This window comes from Pseudoxanthomonas sp. LjRoot204_2, from assembly GCF_056175765.1.
The window spans coordinates 1-2299 of the sequence record NZ_JBGFFG010000486.1; the positions used below are offsets into that span (position 1 = coordinate 1).

The window sequence follows — 2299 nt, forward strand, 5'->3', positions numbered from 1 at the left end:
ACCCCATTCGCGATACGCCGCACCCAGCTCGGCGACGAACGCCTCGCGGTCGGTATCGAAACGGGTGATGTCCAGCGTGGGGATACGGGCACTCATGCAATCTGCTCCAACAACAGGGGGAAGGCGCGGTGGATCATCGGACCCGTCCCGCGCCGGACGTTCATGGATCCGATTCAAGCCGTGGCAGCGGCGCGCACGGCCTCGGCCAGGGTTTCCAGCGTGTTCTTCACCAGCGTGTCGTCATCGGCCTCCACGGTCACGCGCACGACCGGCTCGGTGCCGGAAGGGCGCAGGAACGCACGACCACGACCGGACACCGCGGCCTGCGCCTGCGCCAGGGCGGCCTGCACGCTGGCGGCCTCGGTAGGTTTGGCGCCGTTGGCCAGCTTCACGTTGATGGTCTTCTGCGGCAGCATCGCCAGGCCATCCAACGCCTCGCGCAGCGTCAGCTTGCGGCGCTTCAAGGATTCCAGCACCTGCAACGCCGCGATGATCGCGTCGCCGGTCGTCGTGCGATCCAGGCACAGCAGATGGCCGGAGGCTTCACCGCCGAGCACCGCATTGCCTTCCACCAGCGCCTGGTGGACGTAACGGTCGCCGACCTTGGTGCGGACGAACGGAATCTCGAGCTTGCCGAGCGCGCGCTCCAGGCCATAGTTGGTCATCAGCGTGCCGACCACCGGACCGCGCAAGCGGCCGCTCGCCTGCCAGTCGCGCGCCAGCAGGTAGATCAGCTGGTCGCCATCGACGGGGGTGCCCTGCCCGTCCGCCATCAGCACGCGATCGCCATCGCCATCGAAGGCGATGCCCAGCTGCGCCCCGGTCTCGCGCACCTTCGCGGCCAGGCTGTCGATGTGCATCGAGCCCACGCCGTCGTTGATGTTGACGCCGTTCGGTTCCGCCCCGATGGTGACGACGTTCGCCCCCAGTTCGCGGAAGAGCAGCGGTGCGATGTGGTAGGTGGCGCCATGCGCGCAATCCAGCACCAGCTTGACGCCTTTCAGGTCGAAGCGGCGCGGCACGCTGGCCTTGCAGAATTCCATGTAGCGGCCGACCGCATCGCGCGTGCGGATCGCCTTGCCGAGCTTTTCGGATTCGGCGGTGAAGAACGGTGCGTCCAGCGCGGCTTCGATCGCCAGTTCGGTGGCGTCGTCCAGCTTCTCGCCCTCGGCGGAGAAGAACTTGATGCCGTTGTCGTAATGCGGATTGTGCGACGCACTGATGACGATGCCGGCGTCCGCGCCCAGCGTGCGGGTGAGGAAGGCGACCGCAGGCGTCGGCATCGGCCCCATCAACTGCACGTCGGCGCCCGCGGCGACCAGGCCCGCCTCCAGAGCGGCCTCGAACATGTAACCGGAGATGCGCGTGTCCTTGCCGATCACCACGACCGGTCGTGCATCACCCGCGTTTTCGCACAGCACGCGTCCGAGCGCATTGCCCAGGCGCAACACGAAGTCGGCGGAGATCGGGCTGGTACCGACCCGGCCGCGGATGCCATCGGTACCGAAATACTTGSGGCTCATGCGGTCACCAGTTCGCTGTCTTCGGGCTTGGGCTGTCGCATCATCAACGCCAGCAGGTCCGCCAGGCGGTCACGCATTTCGCGACGGTCGCAGATCTGGTCGATGGCGCCATGCGCCACCAGGAATTCCGACCGCTGGAAGCCTTCCGGCAGCGTCTCGCGCACGGTCTGCTCGATCACGCGGGGGCCGGCAAAGCCGATCAGCGCTTCAGGCTCGGCCAGGTTGATGTCGCCCAGCATCGCGAAGCTGGCCGACACGCCCCCCGTCGTGGGGTGCGTCATCACCGAGATGTAGGGCAGACCCGCCTCGCGCAACCTGCCCAGCGCGGCCGAGGTCTTGGCCATCTGCATCAGCGAGAACAGGCTTTCCTGCATGCGCGCGCCGCCGCTGGCGGAGAAGCACACGAACGGCGAGCCGATCTCCAGCGCCTTTTCCGCGCCCAGCGAGAAGCGTTCGCCGACCACCGAGCCCATCGAGCCGCCCATGTAGGCAAAGTCGAAGGAACTGGCGACCAGGTCGCGGCCCTTCAGTGTCCCCTGCAGGGTGATCAGCGCGTCGCGCTCGCCGGTGCTTTTCTGCGCGGCCTTGATGCGGTCGGCGTACTTCTTCTGGTCCTTGAACTTCAGCACGTCGGTCGGACCCAGTGCCGCACCGATCTCGCGGGTGCTGCCCGGGTCGAACAGTGCGGCCAGACGGGCACGGGCGCGGATGGGCATGTGGAAGCTGCACTTCGGGCAGACCTCCAGGTTTTCCTCCAGTTCCGGCCGGTACAGCAC

Annotated in this window: 2 protein-coding genes and 1 pseudogene; all 3 read right to left on the reverse strand. The window is 67.2% G+C overall.

Going from position 1 to position 2299, the window contains the following annotated elements:
* Positions 1–96, reverse strand: a pseudogene (locus AC04L7_RS16945) (isopenicillin N synthase family oxygenase); the annotation flags it as partial.
* A gap of 77 nt (positions 97–173) precedes the next feature.
* Entirely contained in the window at positions 174–1523 is a 1350-nt protein-coding gene (glmM, locus tag AC04L7_RS16950) for a phosphoglucosamine mutase (protein ID WP_475513485.1), read from the reverse strand.
* On the reverse strand, positions 1520–2299 hold a 780-nt coding region (accD, locus tag AC04L7_RS16955), incomplete at its 5' end, for an acetyl-CoA carboxylase, carboxyltransferase subunit beta (RefSeq protein ID WP_475513486.1). The genes accD and glmM, both read right to left, overlap by 4 nt.